17 protein-coding genes are annotated in these 17,451 nt (G+C 62.0%); 6 read left to right on the top strand and 11 right to left on the bottom strand.

The genetic code is table 11. The annotated features are described in order from the left end of the window. Position 1: 1 nt before the first annotated feature. Positions 2 to 1,597 carry an FAD-binding oxidoreductase gene (locus AB4O40_RS21055; RefSeq protein ID WP_460053493.1) on the bottom strand — a complete coding sequence of 532 codons (1,596 nt, stop codon included), beginning with the start codon at positions 1,595 to 1,597 and terminating at the stop codon, positions 2 to 4. A gap of 210 nt (positions 1,598 to 1,807) precedes the next feature. On the opposite strand from AB4O40_RS21055, the gene gliR reads away from it, so the two are divergent. Continuing rightward, a complete protein-coding gene (gliR, locus tag AB4O40_RS21050) occupies positions 1,808 to 2,824 on the top strand; it encodes an AraC family transcriptional regulator GliR (protein ID WP_460053495.1) in 1,017 nt (338 codons plus the stop codon). A gap of 15 nt (positions 2,825 to 2,839) precedes the next feature. Here the strand turns inward: gliR and AB4O40_RS21045 are convergent, their stop codons facing one another. The 7 genes from AB4O40_RS21045 to AB4O40_RS21015 form a co-directional block, all read right to left on the bottom strand. Further along, positions 2,840 to 4,297, bottom strand: a complete 1,458-nt coding sequence (locus tag AB4O40_RS21045) for an N-acyl-D-amino-acid deacylase family protein (protein WP_460053496.1) — start codon at positions 4,295 to 4,297, stop codon at positions 2,840 to 2,842. 1 nt (position 4,298) lies between these two features. Then, the gene (locus tag AB4O40_RS21040; protein WP_460053498.1) at positions 4,299 to 5,159 is read right to left on the bottom strand and encodes a MurR/RpiR family transcriptional regulator; all 861 of its coding nucleotides are present in this window, start codon (positions 5,157 to 5,159) and stop codon (positions 4,299 to 4,301) included. A 14-nt stretch (positions 5,160 to 5,173) separates the two neighbouring features. Continuing rightward, positions 5,174 to 6,523 carry a GntT/GntP/DsdX family permease gene (locus tag AB4O40_RS21035; protein ID WP_056728145.1) on the bottom strand — a complete coding sequence of 450 codons (1,350 nt, stop codon included), beginning with the start codon at positions 6,521 to 6,523 and terminating at the stop codon, positions 5,174 to 5,176. Positions 6,524 to 6,708: 185 nt separating this feature from the next. Continuing rightward, positions 6,709 to 8,154: a SulP family inorganic anion transporter gene (locus tag AB4O40_RS21030; RefSeq protein WP_460053500.1), complete on the bottom strand. Its 1,446-nt coding sequence runs from the start codon at positions 8,152 to 8,154 to the stop codon at positions 6,709 to 6,711. A gap of 210 nt (positions 8,155 to 8,364) precedes the next feature. Continuing rightward, a complete protein-coding gene (locus AB4O40_RS21025; protein WP_409078325.1) occupies positions 8,365 to 9,258 on the bottom strand; it encodes an NAD-dependent epimerase/dehydratase family protein in 894 nt (297 codons plus the stop codon). A 103-nt stretch (positions 9,259 to 9,361) separates the two neighbouring features. After that, positions 9,362 to 10,273 carry a LysR family transcriptional regulator gene (locus AB4O40_RS21020; RefSeq protein WP_056728140.1) on the bottom strand — a complete coding sequence of 304 codons (912 nt, stop codon included), beginning with the start codon at positions 10,271 to 10,273 and terminating at the stop codon, positions 9,362 to 9,364. Positions 10,274 to 10,415: 142 nt separating this feature from the next. Then, positions 10,416 to 11,006, bottom strand: a complete 591-nt coding sequence (locus AB4O40_RS21015; RefSeq protein ID WP_056728138.1) for an NADPH:quinone oxidoreductase MdaB — start codon at positions 11,004 to 11,006, stop codon at positions 10,416 to 10,418. Between the two features lie 165 nt (positions 11,007 to 11,171). Between AB4O40_RS21015 and AB4O40_RS21010 the strand changes: the two genes are divergently transcribed. Beyond that, positions 11,172 to 11,486, top strand: coding sequence for a putative quinol monooxygenase (locus tag AB4O40_RS21010; RefSeq protein WP_056728136.1), 315 nt, complete (start codon positions 11,172 to 11,174; stop codon positions 11,484 to 11,486). Here AB4O40_RS21010 and AB4O40_RS21005 read toward each other — a convergent pair. Further along, complete coding sequence (locus AB4O40_RS21005) at positions 11,476 to 12,240, bottom strand: sulfite exporter TauE/SafE family protein (RefSeq protein WP_460058072.1); 765 nt, start codon at positions 12,238 to 12,240, stop codon at positions 11,476 to 11,478. The two genes, AB4O40_RS21010 and AB4O40_RS21005, sit on opposite strands and share 11 nt — an antisense overlap. Before the next feature lie 226 nt (positions 12,241 to 12,466). Between AB4O40_RS21005 and AB4O40_RS21000 the strand changes: the two genes are divergently transcribed. The 4 genes from AB4O40_RS21000 to AB4O40_RS20985 all read left to right on the top strand — a co-directional run bounded on the left by AB4O40_RS21000 (position 12,467) and on the right by AB4O40_RS20985 (position 14,844). Further along, entirely contained in the window at positions 12,467 to 13,351 is an 885-nt protein-coding gene (locus tag AB4O40_RS21000; RefSeq protein ID WP_460154591.1) for a LysR family transcriptional regulator, read from the top strand. A gap of 42 nt (positions 13,352 to 13,393) precedes the next feature. Further along, positions 13,394 to 13,972, top strand: coding sequence for an NAD(P)H-dependent oxidoreductase (locus AB4O40_RS20995; protein WP_223542313.1), 579 nt, complete (start codon positions 13,394 to 13,396; stop codon positions 13,970 to 13,972). Between the two features lie 49 nt (positions 13,973 to 14,021). Then, on the top strand, positions 14,022 to 14,393 hold the full coding sequence (locus AB4O40_RS20990) for a MerR family transcriptional regulator (protein ID WP_056728128.1): 372 nt from the start codon (positions 14,022 to 14,024) through the stop codon (positions 14,391 to 14,393). 106 nt (positions 14,394 to 14,499) lie between these two features. After that, positions 14,500 to 14,844, top strand: a complete 345-nt coding sequence (locus AB4O40_RS20985; RefSeq protein ID WP_046038617.1) for a cupin domain-containing protein — start codon at positions 14,500 to 14,502, stop codon at positions 14,842 to 14,844. A gap of 138 nt (positions 14,845 to 14,982) precedes the next feature. On the opposite strand, the gene mmsB is transcribed toward AB4O40_RS20985, so the two are convergent. Beyond that, positions 14,983 to 15,870, bottom strand: coding sequence for a 3-hydroxyisobutyrate dehydrogenase (gene mmsB, locus AB4O40_RS20980; protein ID WP_046038616.1), 888 nt, complete (start codon positions 15,868 to 15,870; stop codon positions 14,983 to 14,985). A gap of 10 nt (positions 15,871 to 15,880) precedes the next feature. Then, the gene (locus tag AB4O40_RS20975; protein WP_056728124.1) at positions 15,881 to 17,407 is read right to left on the bottom strand and encodes a CoA-acylating methylmalonate-semialdehyde dehydrogenase; all 1,527 of its coding nucleotides are present in this window, start codon (positions 17,405 to 17,407) and stop codon (positions 15,881 to 15,883) included. Positions 17,408 to 17,451 lie beyond the last annotated feature (44 nt).

Below are 17,451 nucleotides of genomic sequence, written 5' to 3'. Positions count from 1 at the left end.
GTCACTCCTGCAACAGCGTGCCAGGGTTCAGTCGCCCGGCCGGATCAAAATGCCGACTCAATACCTGCAGGGTGTCCATCGCCAGCGCGCCCTTCTCCCGCCGCAGGTACGGTGCGTGATCCTTGCCCACGCCATGCTGGTGACTGATGGTGCCATGGTTGTCGACGATGGTCTGACTGGCCGCGTGCTTGAGGGCCTGCCAGCGCGCCAGGGTGGCGGGATAGTCCGCCGCCGGGCGAAACACGTAGGTGGTGTAGATGCTCGACCCTTCGCCGTAGACATGGGAAAGGTGGGTGAAGACATGCACCCGCTCGCCTTCGGCAGCCAAGGCGTCGCGCAGGCTGTTTTCGATCAGCGTGAGCAGGTTGTCGACGTTGCTCCAGTCAGTGGCCGTTTCCAGGGTGTCCACCACGTAACCGGCGTTCCACAGGTTCTCGCGCAGGTAGGGAAAACGAAAACGGTTCTGCGCCCACTTCTTGCCGAGCAAAGTGCCGGTAAACACCCCGCCGAACGCCTTGAGGTGCTGCCGGGCCTGACGCAGGGACAGCGCATTTTGCCGACGATTGCCGGTCACGCCGAACGTCAGCAGGCATTTGCCCGCACCGGCGCCACGCAGGGCCAGGTACTTTTCCAGCCAGGCGATCTGCTGCGGGTGACCGGCCAGCGCCAACTGGGTTTCGGTTTCCACCGCGTTGGACAGGCGCAACATCGACAGCGGCACGCGCGCCTGGGCCAACTGGCGGATAGCTTGCAGCGCCTTGGGCCAATCGGGCAGAAACACACCATAGAAACGCTCATCGGCGGGCAGTGCGCTGACCCGCACCTTCACCTCGGAAATGATCCCGAAACGGCCCTCACAGCCCAACACCACCTCGCGCAGATCGGGCCCGGCCGCCGAGGCCGGAAAGGAGGGAATGTCCAAAGGGCCGGCAAAGGTTTCCAGGGTGCCGCCGGCGAACAGTTGCTCGATCCGCCCATAGCGCAGCGACTGCTGGCCACTGGAGCGGCTGGCGACCCAACCACCCAGGGTCGACAGCTCCCACGACTGCGGGAAATGCCCCAGGGTGTAACCACGGGCACGCAGCTGACTTTCCACCTGCGGTCCACTGGTGCCGGGGCCGAAGGTGGCCAGCAGGCTCTCTTCGTCGAGGTCCAGCAGACGATTCATGCGAGCCAGGGAAACCGTCACCACCGGCCGCGCGGAACTCGGCGGGTTGATGTGACCGGCCACCGAGGTGCCGCCGCCATAAGGAATCAGGCACAGGTCCTGTTCATGGGCGAGTAGCAGTAACCGGCGAATCTGTTCAGCACTCGTGGGATAGGCCACGGCGTCGGGATAATTTCCCAGCGCGCCCTCACGCAACGCCAGCCAGTCCGGCAGGCTCTGGCCCCGCGCATGCAGCAAACGATCATGGGCATCCACGCTGTACAAGAAGTGTTGCTGCAACCGCGACGAGGGTACGCGGGCCAATGCCGCCTCAAGCGTCGCATCGGGCAGCGCTCGACCGTCACCCACCCGCCGGGCGAGAAAACTCGCGCCCTGGGCCGGCAGTTCGACCACCGTGGTTGCATCTCCCCAGCCGTTCCAGCGTCGCATGCGTGTGTCCTTTTGCGGTTCTGATCAGTGATATTTCAGGCCCCCATACTAGTCAGCCGCCCGAAAGTGTCACGGTCGCATCGGGCCAGTTCGAGTAGCCAATTGAGTCAAACGTCGCGCAGGCGTCAGCCATTTACTTTAGCCGTGGTTTCAAATTACCTTTCAGGGCATTCATCCGCGCACGCGGGCCTTGATCAAAGGAATACGATCATGCAATCCCTGGGCTTCACTTCAGTTCCGCCGCTGCTCAAATACCTGCGTCATGCCGAACAACTGGGCATGGCCATCGAGCCTGCGTTGGCGGCTGCCGGGTTGCAGGCACAGCAGTTGAGTGACAACAGCCTGCGGTTGCCGGGTGAGGCCCACGAACGGCTGCTCGATTACTTCTGCGAACACTCGGGCGATGCGTTGTTCGGTCTCAACGCCGCGCGGTTCGTGTTGCCCAACTCCTGGAGCGTGCTGGGCTACATCACCATGAACTGCGCGACACTGGGCGACGCCATGAGCCGCATCATGCCGTTCGAGAAACTGGTGGGAGACATGGGCGTCAGCCGCGCCGAGGTGCAAGGCAGCGAGGTGCACCTGATCTGGACATGCCGCCATCAGCGCCCGCGAATTCGCCGGCACCTGGTGGAAAACGTGCTCGGTTCCTGGCTGCAATACGCGCGCTGGATCGCCGACACGCAGATGTCGCCGGCCGCCGTCTGGCTGGAACATGCCTGCCCCGCCGACACGACGCTGGCCGAGTACGAGCAGTTCTTCGACTGTCCGGTACTGTTCGACCAGCCTTATTCGGCGCTGATTGTCCCGTTGCCGTATTTGCAGTTGCCATTGCGCCAGGCCGATGCGCAATTGCTGCGCACGCTGGAAGAACATGCCCAGGGATTGATGGCCACTCTGGAGGACGCGTCGCTGGAACAGCGGGTCAAAAGCATCCTGCGAAAGTTGCTCAAGGAAGGCCTGCCCCGCAAGGAGCAGGTGGCCGAGCATCTCGCCGTGTCAGTGCGCACGCTGCAACGCCAACTGCATCTGGCCGGTACGTCGTACCAGCAGATCCTCGATGACCTGCGCCAGGAGCTGGCCGAGCATTACCTGCTCAACAGCACCCTGCCGATCCAGGACATCGCCCAGTACCTGGGTTTCACCGAACCCCGCTCGTTTCACCGCACTTTCAAAAACCGGCGCGGGATGCCGCCGGGTGAGTTTCGCCAAACCCACCGGGTTTGACGCAGTCCTCGAAACTCACTGAAAACCCGTGCGCAAATCCCCTTCCCGGGCCAGGAACCGCCCTTCCCTGCGCCCGTTGGCCTGCCCATCGCGGTAGCTCAACACACCGTTGACCCATACCCCTTCGATGCCTTGCGCCGCCCGCTGCGGATCGTTGAAATCGGCGACATCACGGATGGTCGCCGGATCGAACAACACCAGGTCAGCCCAATGGCCTTCGCGTATTTCACCGCGCGCCTTCAAACCGAAGCGTGCCGCCGACAACCCGGTCATTTTGTGCACGGCGGTGTGCAGCGGGAACAGTCCTACGTCACGGCTGAAATGTCCGAGCACCCGAGGGAATGCGCCCCACAACCGTGGGTGCGGAAACGGATCTTCCGGCAAGCCGTCGGAGCCGACCATCGACAGCGGATGCGCGAGGATTCTGCGGACATCCGCCTCATCCATGCCGTAGTACACCGCACCGGCCGGTTGCAGTTGGCGAGCGGCCTCCAGCAACGGCACATTCCATTCGGCGGCGATGTCCATCAGGTCGCGGCCGCCCATTTCCGGGTGCGGCGTCGACCAGGTGATGGTGATGCGATGGGCATCGGTCACCTGCTTGAGGTCCAGGGTCGAAGAGCTCGCCGCATACGGATAACAATCGCAACCCACCGGGTGGGTTTTCGCCGCCTGTTCGAGGGACGCCAGCAGCTGCGGACTGCGCCCCCAGTTACCGGCGCCGGCGCATTTGAGGTGGGAAATGATCACCGGGCTTTGCGCATGGCGGCCGATCTTGAACGCCTCGTCCATGGCCTCCAGCACCGGTTCGAATTCGCTGCGCAAATGGGTGGTGTAGACCGCCCCGAAGGCGGTCAATTCTTCGGTCAGTTGCATCACTTCATCGGTGGATGCCGAGTAGGCGCTGGCATAGGCAAGGCCGGTGGACAGGCCCAAGGCGCCGGCCTCCAGGCTTTCGCGCAATTGCTCGCGCATCGCGCTGATTTCATCCGCCGTGGCGGTGCGGAACAGGTCGTCCAGATGATTGCTGCGCAACGCCGTATGGCCGACCAGTGCGGCAACGTTCAGCGTGGTGTTCGCCGCTTCAACCGCCGCGCGGTAGTTGCCGAAGGTCGGGTAAACGAACGCAGCGGCCGTGCCCAGCAGGTTCATCGGGTCCGGCGGATCGCCGCGCAAACTCACCGGTGACGCGCTGATCCCGCAGTTGCCGACGATGACCGTGGTCACACCCTGGCTGAGCTTGGGCAGCATCTGCGGCTGACGGATCACCACGGTGTCGTCATGGGTGTGCACGTCGATGAAACCCGGCGCCAGCACATGGCCCTGCGCGTCGATTTCTTCGCTGGCACGGGCATCGCGCAAGTCGCCGATACGCTCGATGCGCCCGTTGAGAATGGCCACGTCGGCGGGGTATCCGGGGCTGTTGCTGCCGTCGATGATCAGGGCGTTGCGAATCAGCGTGTCGTACTGCATGTCAGTCTCCCAGCGGCAAGTGATCGTCGCCGCCGCGGTATTCGTCGAGGGCGAGTTTTATCCGCCGCAGACGTTCTTGATTGTCTTCAGGATTGGCCAGCGCCAGCTCGGTGGCGAGCACGTCGATGGCCAGCAGCATGCCGTAGCGCGCTGCCGTGGGTTTGTAGATGAACGAGGTTTCGGCGCTTTGCAGGGGCAGGACGATGTCGGCCAGCTGCGCCAGCGGCGAATCGGCCCGGGTGATGGCCAGAATGGGTGCGCCGTAGTTGCGCGCCAGCTCCACCGTTTCAATCAGCTCCGGGGTGATCCCGGTCAGCGAGCAGACAATAACCACGTGTTCAGCGCTGAGGCTGGCGGCGGTGACGCGCATCATCACCGCATCGTGGCACACCGCAATCGGATAGCCGAGGCGTACCAGGCGCACTTGCAGTTCATCGCTGCACAGGGTCGAGCAACCGCCCATGCCGAAAGCGTGAATCATCCGCGCCTTGCCCAGCAGCTTCACCGCGTCGGCGAAACGCGACTCATCGAACGCGGCCAGGTGCTGGCGCAAAGTCGACTCGATGTCGCCCACGATCTGCCCGTAGAACGCCGACTGCTCGGGCGTGCCCACCGGGTCGAGAAAGCGGCTGCCGACGCCGCTGGCCTGGGCCAGTTGCAAGCGCAGGTCACGCAGGTCCTTACAGCCGACCGTGCGAGCGAAGCGCGACAGCGTGGCGCTGCTGACCTCCGCCCGCAGCGCCAGCTCATCGAGGCTGGCGGAGGCGGCAAATCCTACGTCGTCGAGCATCAGGCGAGCGATACGTCCTTCACCGGCGCTGAAGGAGTCCTGACGGGCGCGGATCTGGTAGAGGATGTCCATGCAAGTGGCTCCGGCTAAATCAGATAAGAAAGGCCAACGGTCAGGCCGAAGGCAACGACCGAGATCAACGTCTCGAGCACGGTCCAGGTCTTGAAGGTTTGGGTAACGGTCATGTTGAAGTATTCCTTGATCAACCAGAAACCGCCGTCATTGACGTGGGAAAAGATAACCGACCCGGCGCCAGTCGCCAGCACCAGCAGCTCTGGATGGGGATAACCCAGACCAATGGCCACTGGCGCGACCACACCTGAAGCGGTGGTCATGGCCACAGTGGCAGAACCGGTGGCGATGCGCATCAGCGCGGCAAACAGCCAGCCCATCAACAGCGGCGACAAATGAAACTCGTGGGCCAGGCCGACGATCTGGTCGGTGACGCCGGCGTCCACCAGAATCCGGTTCAAGCCACCGCCGGCGCCCACCAGCAACGTGATGCTGGCGGTCGGCGCCAGGCATTCGTTGGTGAACTTGAGGATCGACTCGCGGTTGAAGCCCTGGGCCAGGCCGAGGGTCCAGAAACTCAGCAATGTGGCCAGCAACAGCGCGATCACCGAGTTGCCGATGAACAGCAGGAACTGGTTGAAACCGGTGCCCGGCGTGGAAATCAGGTTGGCCCAGCCGCCGATCAGCATCAGCACCACCGGCAACAGGATGGTCGCCATGGTGATGCCGAAGCCCGGCAGGCTGTCGCGCGGTTCACGCTCAAGAAACTGGCGTTCCAGCGGGTTTTCCGCCGGCAACTGAATGCGCGGCACGATGAACTTGGCGTACAGGGGACCGGCGATGATCGCGGTCGGAATGCCGATCAGGATCGCGTACATCAAGGTCTGCCCCACCGATGCCTGATACACCTGCACCGCCAGCATCGCCGCCGGGTGCGGCGGTACCAGCGCATGCACCACCGACAGCCCGGCGACCATCGGCAAGCCGACCATCAGGATCGAGACGCCCACGCGCCGCGCCACGGTAAAGGCAATCGGCACCAGCAAGACGAAACCGACTTCGAAGAACAGCGGCAGCCCCACCAGAAACGCGATGCACACCATCGCCCAGTGCGCGTTCTTCTCGCCGAAACGGTCGATCATGGTCCGCGCCACCTGCTCGGCGCCGCCGGACTCGGCCATCATTTTGCCGAGCATGGTGCCCAGCGCCACCACCAGCGCGATGTGCCCCAGGGTCTTGCCGACCCCGGCCTCGTACGCCCCCACCACACCGGACGGCGGCATGCCCGCCACCAGCGCCAGGCCGATGGAAATCAGGGTGATGACAATGAACGGGTTGAGCCGGTAGCGAGCGATCAGAACGATCAGAGCGATGATGGCGATGGCGGCATACACCAGCAGCCAATAGCCGAAGGACAGGGTCATGCGGTACTCCTCGAGAGGGTCACGTCGAAATATTTGTGAAACTCTTAAAACATTTCGGCAGGCGATTTTCAAACGAGGTGAAAGTAATTTTCGTACAGAGGTAAGGCGTGTCGCAAAGAGGTATGAGTTGTCGCAAATAATGAAAATCGGGCAGGCGGATTTTCATCGCGCCTGCCTGTTTGATTTCAGTCGTGTTGCATCCGGGCGCGCTTGAGCAATTTCTTGCAGCGTTCGGACAAATGCAGCACCCGCAGGTGCTTGCCGGCCTTGGTGTAGCGCTCGCGCAAGGTGCCCAGCGCGGCGATGGCCGAGTAGTCGACAAAACTCAGGTGCTGGCAATCAAGTGTCACCTGCGCCGGGTCATTGGCCGGATCGAACTGATTGAGAAAGGGTGTGGTCGAGGCGAAGAACAGCGTGCCATGCACCCGGTACAGCTTGCTGCCGTCGGTTTCCAGATGACTGTCGGCATACAGCTGACGCGCCTGCTGCCAGGCAAAGTTCAGCGCCGCAATGATGATGCCGCAGAGCACCGCGATGGCCAGATCGGTGAAAACGGTAATCACTGTCACCGCGATGATCACCAGCGCATCGTTCAGCGGGACCTTGTTCATCACCCGCAGCGAAGCCCAGGCGAAGGTCTGTTGCGCCACCACGAACATCACCCCGACCAACGCGGCCAATGGAATGCGCTCGATCAGCGGCGACAGAAACAGGATGAACAACAGGATCGACACCCCGGCCACCATCCCGGACAAGCGCCCGCGCCCGCCGGAACTGAGGTTGATCATAGTCTGGCCAATCATCGCGCAACCGCCCATGCCGCCGAACGCACCGGACACGATGTTCGCCGCCCCCAGCGCCACGCACTCGCGATCCGGATAGCCGCGGCTCTCGGTGATTTCGTCGGTGAGGTTCAGGGTCAACAGGGTTTCCAGCAACCCCACCAGCGCCATCAGGATCGCGTAGGGCGCGATGATGCGCAGGGTGTCGAGGTTCCACGCAATGTCCGGCAGCGCCAGCGTCGGCAAGCCACCGGCAATGTGCGCCATGTCGCCCAGGGTGCGGGTCGGCAGGCCGAGCAGATACACCGCCAGGCCCACGCCGAGAATCGCCACCAGTGCCGGCGGCACCGTACGGGTCAGGCGCGGCAGCACATAGACAACCGTCATCGTCACCGCGACCAGCCCGAGCATCATGTACAGCGGCGTACCGCTCAACCAGGTCTCACCGCTCTTGAAGTGCTCCAGTTGTGCCAGGGCAATGATGATCGCCAGGCCGTTGACGAAGCCAAGCATCACCGGGTGCGGCACCATGCGCACCAGTTTGCCGAGTTTGAGCAGTCCGAACGCCATCATGATCAACCCGCCCAGCAACACTGTGGCCAGCAGGTACTGCACGCCGTGTTGCACCACCAGCGCGACGATCACCACGGCCATCGAGCCGGCCGCGCCGGACACCATGCCCGGTCGCCCGCCGAACAGCGCGGTCAGGGTGCAGATGATGAACGCGCCATAGAGCCCCATCAGCGGATTGAGATGGGCCACCAGCGCGAACGCGATGCACTCGGGCAACAGGGCGAAGGAAGTGGTAAGCCCGGCCAGGACATCGGCGCGTAGACGTTTTGCTTTCATGGGGAACCGCACACAGGGAGAGACGAAAAAGAGTGTGCGGATGTTACGGAAATGCAGTCAGACCGACCAGTCGTTGTGCCTGCGCAAACGCCATCGCGAGCAAGCTCGCTCCCACAAGGGATCTGTGTCGAACACAAAATCCGTGCCCTATGCAGATCAAATGTGGGAGCGAGCTTGCTCGCGATAGCCGCAACTCGGTCTAAAGCGAACTCACACCATCTCGTCGCGAATCCACTCCACGACCGACGTGCGCTTCGGCACCCAGCCCAACAGTTCCCGAGCCTGCTTGCCGCGCACCCGACTGTTGGAACCCAGGCCATAGTTGGCCATTTCATAGCCCCACTCGGCTTCCGCGTCCTTGAGCGCCCAGTCTTGCGGTTCGCCCAGGTTCAGCGCCTGGGCCATGGCGGTGGTCATGTCGATGAATGACGCTTCACCGCTTTCGACGAAGTAGAACGTGCCCGGTACGTTTTCAGTCAGCGCCAGCAGGTACAGCGCCACCACGTCCTCGATGTGCACATTGGACCAGATGTTCCGGCCAGTGCCGACATGGCGCACCACCCCGCTTTTGCGTGCCTGCTTGAGCAGGCGCGGCAGCTGCACGCTGTCGCGATGCACGCCCAGGCTGTGGCCGTAGATCAGCGTGTTGCAGATCACCGCCGAGTTCACCCCGTCCATGGCCGCCGCCAGGATCAGATTGTCGATGGCCACGCGCGCCGCCTTGTCGACTGTCGGTTCCGGCAGGTTGTCTTCGTAATAGAGGATGTCGCTGGACTTGCCGCCCGAGGCATCACCGACGATGCTCGAACCGCTGGTGTGCAAAAACACTTTGCCGGAACCGCGCAAGGCATCGAGCAAGGCCTCCACCGCGCCACGATGATCGCTGCTGGCCGCGTTGATCACCGCGTCGGCAGCAAGCGCCTGATCGGCCAACAGGGCGGAGTCGTCGAGGGTGCCGATCACCGGGGTGATGCCCAGTGCGCGCAGCTCATCGGCTTGTTCGGCGCTGCGCACCAGACCGGTGACGTTGTGGCCGGCCTGGACCAGGCCCGTGGCGATGGAACCGCCGATAAAACCGGTGGCACCGGTAACGAATACGTTCATGGAGAAACTCCCTGCGTGGATAAGTGATGCAAGGAGTATCCGGCAGCGATCCCGGAGGAAAAATCCCTGCCGCCCCAATTCACTTTTGCGCAGGAATCACGAATCAGCCCTTGAAATCCGCACTCGCATATTCGGCCAGCTTGCCCTGGATAAAGTCCAGGAAGCATTGAATCCGCAGGGCCAGTTGCGAGTTGCGGTAGTACACCGCGTTGATCGGCTGGCGATAGCCGCTGTTGAACTCGGCCAGCAACACTTTCAAGCGTCCGGCACGAATGTCCTCGATGGTCATGAAGTGCGACAGGCTGGCGATGCCCTGGCCGTCCAGTGCGAGATGGCGGATGGTCTCGCCGCTGGAGGCGCTGATCGATGCATGGATCGGCCAACGATCGCCATGCACATAACGCAGCGGCCATTGGTTGAGGCCTTCGTTCTGGGTGAACCCCAGCAGCGTATGGTTGGCCAGGTCAGCCACGGCTTGCGGTGCGCCGTGCTTTTCCAGGTAGGCCGGGCTGGCGACGATGTGCAGCGGGCTGCAACCCAGGGAGCGGGCATGCAGCGTCGAATCGGTCAGGGTGCCGATGCGGATGGCGATGTCGGTGCTTTGCTCCAGCAGGTCGATGATCAAATCGTTGCTGTTGAGTTCGAGCTGGATGTCGGGGTAAAGCCTGCGAAATTCATCGATGTAGGGCACGATGGCGTGCAGCATGAACGGCGATGCTGCGTTGATCCGCAGCCGCCCGGACGGCGTTTGCTGGCGTGAGGACAGGCGCTCTTCGAGCTCATCCATCTGATCGAGAATGCGCTTGGCGTGCTCGAAGAAGTACTTGCCCTCTTCGGTCAGGTCCATGCGCCGCGTGGTGCGATTGATCAAAGTGGTGTCGAGCTTGGCCTCCAGCCGCGACAGCGTACGACTGACCGCCGAAGGCGTTTGCCCGACCTGCTCGGCCGCCGCGGAAATCGACCCGCATTCAATCACGCAGACGAAAACCTGCAATTCATCGGATCTGGCTTTCACGTGTGTCCTCGTTTGCGAATCGGCGCGGCAAGAATCGCCAAGATCGCAGCCTGCGGCAGCTCCTACAGGGTTTTGTGTACACCCGTAGGAGCTGCCGCAGGCTGCGATCTTCCTGGCCGTTGCATCGGATAGTAGCCGAGCGTCATGCCTTCAGGCCAAACACCTCAGCCAAATGCTGCTCATAGCGCGCCACATCACCTTCGATGTTCGGACGCTTCATCACGTCCACGCAGAGGAACGTCGGCAAGCCGGTCATGCCCAGGAACTCGTTGGCCTTGTGGAACGGGAAGTACACCGCGTCCACGCCTTTGGCTTCGAAGAAATCGCTCGGGTCGTCGAAGGCTTGCTGCGGAGCGTTCCAGGTCAGCGACAACATGTATTGCTTGCCGTGAATCAGGCCGCCGCTGCCGTACTTCTGCGACGCGTCCGAACGGGTGCGACCGTCGCTGGCATAGAGGCTGCCATGGCCCTCGGTGAAGACTTCATCGATGTACTTTTTCACGGTCCACGGCGCGCCCATCCACCAGCCTGGCATCTGGTAAATGATCACGTCGGCCCAGAGGAACTTGGCCACTTCTTCGGCGATGTCATAGCCCTCGTCGATGAAAGTGGTTTTCACATCCATGCCACCGCGATCCAGCACGCTCAATGCGGCTTCATGCAGGGTGGCGTTGTAGCGGCCGTCGGAGTGTGCAAATTTTTTGCCGCCATTGAGCAACAGGACTTTTTTCATGGGAGGTGGTCTCGGGAAGGTCGGGAATCGGATGGCGGCAGAGTACCGATCGACCTTGCGCGGAGTAAGCGTCGATTTGGCAAAATACATTTGACCTACAAGCACGAATCGATAAGCGATTGTTGCCTTAAACTGGCGCCAGTTCTGACTTGAGGAGAGATGTAGATGAGTGAAATCCAGGGCTTTATCCTGCACGCCAAGACCCGCCCGGAAAAATCCGACGCCTTCGAAGCGTTTTTCAGCGGCTATGTGCAAGCGAGCCGAGCCGAACCGGGTTGCATCGAATACCACATGTTGCGTGACAAACAGGACCCGACCCTGTTCATCTTCTACGAGATCTGGCAATCCCAGGCCCACCTCGACGTGCACTCGAACCTGCCGCACATGAAGCAGTTTCTCGCGCAACGCGATGAATACCTGGAACGGGACTTCGAGATCCGCGCCATCGAGATGATCAGCCCGTCGTCCGCTAGCCGCTGATCAGCAAATGGCCGCCGAGCACACCCAGGCCAACGAAAAACACGCGTTTGAACCACAGGGCGCTGATCCGCTGGCGCAGCGATTGCCCCAGCCACATGCCGAGCATGGCCGGGATCAGCGCCAGCAACGACGCGCTCAACTCGCCTCCACCGAGCGCGCCACGCCATAACAAGCCACCGGCCAGGGCCAGGGTCGAGACGGTGAACGACAGGCCCAGCGCCTGCACCAGTTCGTCCTTGCTCAAACCCAGCGCTTGCAGATAAGGCACCGCCGGAATTACGAACACGCCAGTGGCCGAAGTGATGACGCCGGTCAGCACGCCACACAGAGGACCGAGCCAGCGTTCGCTGCTCTGCCCTACGCGCACAGTCGGCAGGAACAAACCGCTCAGCGCATACAGCAATAATGCCGCCCCCAACCCTCGCACCACCCAATGGCCACCGCTCATGCCGATCCATAGCGTGCCCGCCCCGGTGCCGATGAAAATCGCCAGCAACATCGGCCACAACCGTTTGACCAGACCCGACAGATGCCCGCCGAATGCCAGTTGCCAGACGTTGGTCAGGGTCGCCGGAATGATCAGCAATGCCGCTGCCTGCGTCGGCGCCATAGCCAGACCGAGCAGACCCATGGCGACGGTCGGCAGGCCGAGACCGATCACGCCCTTGATCATGCCGGCCAGTACAAAGGTGCCGATAACCAGCATGGAAAGGGCTAAACCGAGGTTCTGATAAAACGCCGAGAGTGTATTCATGGGGGCCATGGTGGGCCCGCGGGGGTTGATTGAAAATCTGCCATATACTGAGGCTGCCTCTTGCCTTGACAGAGGCTGAAAATTTCGCTGAAGCGACTGGCCTCTTCGCGGGCAAGCCCGCTCCCACAGGGGACCGAGTTCTCGCAGAAGAAATACGATCCCCTGTGGGAGCGGGCTTGCTCGCGAAGGCGCCCTTCCAGACAACATTCAACTCGGGATTGTTGTAATGCACTTTGACCTGACCGACCTGCGCCTGTATCTGAACATCCTCGATACCGGCAACATCACCGCCGGCGCCGCACGCAGTCATTTGTCCCTGGCAGCGGCCAGCGCACGAATTCGCGCCATGGAGGCGTCGCTGGGCGTCGAGTTTCTGCAGCGCAATCGTCGTGGGGTCAGCCCGACGCCGGCCGGCAATGCCCTGGCCCGACACGCCCGGGTCCTGCTGCAACAGGCCGAACGCCTGCAACAGGAACTGGCCGAATACGCCCAGGGCGTCAAAGGCCAGGTGCGGCTGCTGTGCAACACCACGGCGATCACCGAGTACCTGCCAGAGTTGCTCGCGGACTTCCTGCACAGCCATCCCAACCTCGACATCGACCTGCAGGAACTGCCCAGCACCCGCATCACCCATGCCTTGCGCCAAGGGGCGGCGGACATCGGCATCGTGTCCGACGCGGTGGACACCGAGGACCTGCAGACGCGAGCGTTCCGCGATGATCCGCTGGTGCTGATCATGCCCCGGGAACATCCCCTGGCCCAGGCGACCTCAGTGAGCTTCACCGACACGCTGCATCACGACTACGTCAGCCTGAATGCCAATAGCGCCCTGGCGGTGTACCTGGAGGAACAGGCGCTGCACGCCGGCCTGCGCATGCAGATTCGCATCCGCGCCGACGGCTTCGATGGCGTGATGCGCATGGTCGCCCGAGGGGCTGGGCTGGCAATCGTACCGCTGGCCGCGGTCGAACGCAGATCAGGAGGATTGTCCTTCAAAAGCCTCGCCCTGCAAGAACCCTGGGGCCAACGCAAACTGTTGCTCTGCGCCCGGGACTTCGCCGCATTGCCCGGCTATGCCAAGGCCCTGCTGCACGCCTTGACTCTCCCCTGAGGGGCAGACTTTATCCTTGAGGTTTGATCCTCAAGGACAGCGATGATGGGTAAGCGAATACTGGTGATACTCGGGCATCCGTCCAGCAACAGCTTCTGCGCCGCCCTTGCCGAGCGTTACACACAGTCGGCAATGCGCGCCGGGCATGAAGTGCGGCCGTTGTTTCTGGGCAGCATGGATTTTGACCCGGTGCTGCGCGAAGGCTATCAACAGGTCCAGCCGCTGGAAGCCGACTTGCGTAACGCCCAGGCCGATATCCTCTGGGCCGAACTGTTGGTGCTGGTTTATCCGATCTGGTGGGGTGGCGTACCGGCCTTGCTCAAGGGCTTTTTCGACCGGGTGTTCTTGCCGGGTTTTGCCTTCAAGTATCGCCAGGGCAAAGCTTTCCCCGACAAACTCCTGCGCGGCCGAACCGCCCACCTGCTGGTGACCATGGACACACCGCCCTGGTACTACCGCTGGATCTACCGCATGCCCGGTTTGCATCAGGTCCGCAAAACCACGCTGGAGTTCTGTGGCATCAAGCCAACCCGAACCCTCACCTTCGGGCCAATTCTCGGCGCCAGCGTAGACCGGCATGCGGCCTGGTTGCGGCAAGCCGAAGCTATCGCCAGCGCTTGAGTCGGTCGATAATGCGCCGAGCTCTATCCTCGGAGAAAAGGACCTTCCCATGTACATCGGCCAAGCCGCGCAACGTTCCGGTACCACGGTCAAAAGCATCCGTCACTACGAGTCGATTGGCTTGTTGCCTGCCGCTCGCCGCTTGGGCAAGTACCGCATCTATGACCAGCACAGCGTCGATCTGCTGATGTTCATCAAATGTGCACAACAGTTGGGCTTCAGGCTCAAGGAATTGCAGTCGGTCTTCGCCGGCCATCAGGGCCCGCAGTTGCCATGGGAGCGGGCACACCAGGTCCTCGCCAGCAAAAAGCAGGAAATCGCCGAGCGGATAGCGGCGCTGTCGCAACAGCACGCGCAATTGGTCGAATTCGAGAACAGCCTCGAACAATCCAGGCTTGACTGCCCACTGAACCGGAATTGAAGAACGTGCGTTTCTGGACAGCTCAGTGTCGAGCACAGACAACTGAGGGTTGGGCAGGCGCTATAGGGTGCGACTTCAGTTCTTGAGCCCACTGCCCGGAGTCATCATGACCGCACCGATTACCGTTCTTCGCGACACCCACCCTCTGCCCGTACTCGACGCCTGCAAATGGGAAAAACTCGAAGGCGACCCGCACACCGTCAACCTCAATGCCTACACCAGTGAAGACGGCAGCAAGATCATGGGCACCTGGATCTGCACGCCGGGCAAGTGGTACGTGGAATACGTGAAGTGGGAGTACTGCCACTTCCAGGAAGGCTACTGCATCATCACCCCGGAAGGCATGGCGCCGATCCACCTGCGCGCCGGCGACATTTTCGTCGTTGAACCGGGGATGAAAGGCACCTGGGAAGTGGTGGAAACCGTGCGCAAATATTTCGTGTTTGCCTGACAAAGCAAAAGATCGCAGCCTTCGGCAGCTCCTACGGGGTGTATACATTCCCCTGTAGGAGCTGCCGAAGGCTGCGATCTTTTCTTGCCAAATTAAAAAACCGGGAATCCACCCGACGCGGATTCCCGGAAATATCCCTTATTGCGGCTTGCGATAGCCGTTGATGATCGCCGAGAAGTCCTGTCCACCCTCCCCACGCAAACTCATCGCCTGATACAACTGCTGGGCCACCGCGCCGAGAACCACCGGCTGGTGCGCCTGACGCGCAGCCTCAGTGGCCAGCCCCAGATCCTTGAGCATCAGTTCGGCACCGAAACCACCGGTATAGCCGCGCGACGCCGGCGCCGTTTCGACGATGCCCGGCCACGGGTTGTACATCTCCGAACTCCAGCAACGCCCGGTGGAACTGTTGATGATGCCCGCCAGCACCTTGGTGTCGATGCCCAATGCATCGCCAAGCGCCATGGCTTCGCTGACGCCGACCATGGAAATCCCCAACAACAGGTTGTTGCAGATTTTAGCGATTTGCCCGGTGCCGACCTCACCACAATGGACGATGTTGCGGCCCATTTGCGCCAGTACCGGTTGCAGGGTGGCGAACAGTTCAGGCGTGGCGCCGACCATGAAGGTCAGCGTCCCGGCGGCTGCACCACCGGTGCCGCCAGAAACCGGCGCATCGGCCATGGCCACGCCCTGTTTGGCAGCGGCGGTGGCAACGTCCCGCGCGGTCTGCGGATCGATGGTGCTGCAATCCACGGCCGGAACACCTTTGCCGATACCGGCGAGCACGCCGTCTTCGCCCAGCCACACGCTGCGCACATGCACAGCGGCAGGCAGCATGGTGATGACCAGTTCGGCGCCTTCTGAAGCTTCGCGGGCCGTTGGGCTGATACTGCCGCCCAGTTGTTCCAGTTCCGCCAGCACGGCTTTGTTCAGGTCCACCAGGCGCAGTGCATGGCCGGCCTTGATCAGGTTGCGCGCCATTGGCGCGCCCATGTTGCCCAGACCGATAAAAGCGATTTTCATGTCCGGCTCCTTATCGCAGGTTGATGGTGGTGTTCACACCGTCGTTGACGCTGTCGTCATCGAACCAGCGACTGGTGACGGTCTTGGTCTGAGTGTAGAACTGCACCACTTGCTTGCCGTACGGGCCGAGGTCGCCGAGCTTGGAACCGCGCGAACCGGTGAAGCTGAAGAACGGGACCGGCACCGGAATCGGGATGTTGATGCCGACCTGGCCGACGTCGATTTCGTTCTGGAATTTACGTGCCGCCGCGCCGCTCTGGGTGAACAGACCCGTGCCGTTGCCGAACGGGTTGGCGTTGACCAAGGCGATGGCCTCGTCGAGCGTATTGACCTCCAGCACCACCAGCACCGGGCCGAAGATTTCCTGGGTGTAGATCTGCATGTCGGTGGTCACGCCGGAGAACAGGGTCGGGCCGACAAAGTTGCCCTTCTCGTAACCGGGAACCGTGATCTCGCGACCGTCCAGCTCCAGTTTCGCGCCTTCCTTGATGCCGCTTTCGATCAGGTCGAGAATCCGCGCCTTGGCCTTTTTCGAGATCACCGGGCCGACATCGGTGCCCGGCTCGCTGCCGGCATTGACCTTGAGCTTCTGCGCCAGCGCCTTGAGATCCGGCAGCCACTGCTTGGCCGCGCCCACCAGCACCACCACCGAGGTGGCCATGCAGCGTTGACCCGCAGCACCGAAACCGGCGCCCACCAGCGCATTCAGCGCTTGTTCGCGATTGGCGTCCGGCAGCACCACGGCGTGGTTCTTCGCGCCCATCATCGACTGCACGCGCTTGCCGTGTTTGCCTGCCAGGTCATACACATGGGTACCGACGGCAGTTGAACCGACGAAGGAAACCGCCTTGATGTCCTTGTGGGTGCAGAGCCCGTCCACCACGTCCTTGCCGCCATGCACGACGTTGAGCACGCCGGCCGGAATGCCCGCCTCGATCGCCAGCTCCACCAGAAGCATGGTCGACATCGGGTCCTGTTCGGACGGTTTGAGCACGAAGGTGTTGCCGCAGGCGATGGCCATCGGGAACATCCACAGCGGAATCATCGCCGGGAAGTTGAACGGGGTAATGCCGGCGCACACGCCGATTGGCTGGCGCAGGGTGTAGGTGTCGACGCCACCGGCGACGTTTTCAGCGAACTCGCCCATTTGCAGACTGCCAATGGAGCAAGCGTGCTCGACCACTTCCAGGCCACGGAAAATATCGCCTTCGGCATCGGCAATGGTCTTGCCCTGCTCGGCGCTGAGGACCGCGGCGATGCGCTTGGAGTGTTCGCGAATCAGCGCCTGGAGCTTGAGCATGATACGCATGCGGGCGCCGATCGGGGTCAGCTTCCAGGTCTGGAAGGCTCGATGGGCCGCGCTGATGGCCGCGTCGACTTCTTCAGCGGTGGCAAACGGCACTTTGGCCAGCACTTGCTGGGTCGCCGGGTTGATGATGTCGTGCCATTCGGTAGTCTTGGATTCGACCCACTCGCCGTCGATCAACAACTTGACCTTTTGTACGGTGGTGTCGGTGGGCGTGAGCGATACGTTCATGTGGGTCTCCGGATGTTTGCTTTTTTTATTGAGAGCTATCTTGG

Source organism: Pseudomonas sp. S2_F07 (assembly GCF_054668325.1).
Note: the sequence above shows the minus strand (reverse complement) of the source record. Positions and strands in the feature narration are given on the sequence as shown.